This window comes from uncultured Metabacillus sp. (genome assembly GCF_947503125.1).
GTDB lineage: Bacteria > Bacillota > Bacilli > Bacillales > Bacillaceae > Metabacillus.
Map to the genome: position 1 here is coordinate 1 of NZ_CANNCR010000216.1, position 288 is coordinate 288.

Below are 288 nucleotides of genomic sequence, written 5' to 3' on the forward strand. Positions count from 1 at the left end.
ACCATCGGCGCTGAAGAGCTTAACTTCCGTGTTCGGCATGGGAACGGGTGTGACCTCTTCGCCATCGTCACCAGATATATTTTGATGTCGTTTTATAAGCGACAAATACTATTATATTAAGTTTTTGTGAAAAATCAAGATATTTTTACGAATTTTTTGAAGAAATGTTCCTTCAAAACTAGATAACGATTATTCAATTCATTTACTGAGCTTACGCTTTTCTAAATAGGTTAAGTCCTCGATCGATTAGTATCAGTCAGCTCCACACGTCACCGCGCTTCCACCTCT

General features: G+C 38.5%; 1 rRNA gene. It reads right to left on the reverse strand.

The features are described from left to right. Positions 1 to 75, reverse strand: a 5S ribosomal RNA gene (gene rrf / locus Q1B07_RS26935); the annotation flags it as partial. Between the last annotated feature and the right edge of the window lie 213 nt (positions 76 to 288).